We start from the raw sequence: 428 nt of genomic DNA on the forward strand, positions 1-428 counted from the left end.
GCTGATCCTGGTGTCGATGCTTTCGGCTCGTCCAAGGCAGCACCGCAGTAAGTTGATCTTTCTTCTCTAGTTATCGTTATCGGTCAGCAAGCCGGATTTGACAAGGCCGTCGATCTCGGCTTTCGCAAAGCCGAAACGTGCCAGAATTGCCGATGGCGACAAATCCTCATCGCCTGGCATAGTGGCCAATGTCGGTTGCGAGCTCGAGAAACGCGGCGCGGGGGCCGGGCGCTCAAATGCACCTGTCGTCACAGAGGCGTTGCGTGCCCGATTGTGCGGGTGGTGCTTCGCCTCTTGCAGCGACAGGACGGGGGCCACGCAGGCATCGGTCTGGGCAAACAGCAGGTCCCAGTCGTCGCGTGGTTTCTGCCGGATCCGATCGGCAATGGCGGCGCGCATCGGCGGCCACAGGGCCTTGTCGTACTGGC

General features: G+C 61.4%; 1 protein-coding gene. It reads right to left on the bottom strand.

Translation table 11 applies throughout. The features are described from left to right. Positions 1-66: 66 nt before the first annotated feature. Positions 67-428: CoA transferase (locus tag EN984_RS37380; RefSeq protein ID WP_206517606.1), on the bottom strand; the 362-nt coding region annotated here is incomplete at its 5' end.

The organism is Mesorhizobium sp. M7A.F.Ca.CA.004.12.1.1, from assembly GCF_003997835.1.
Taxonomy (GTDB): domain Bacteria; phylum Pseudomonadota; class Alphaproteobacteria; order Rhizobiales; family Rhizobiaceae; genus Mesorhizobium.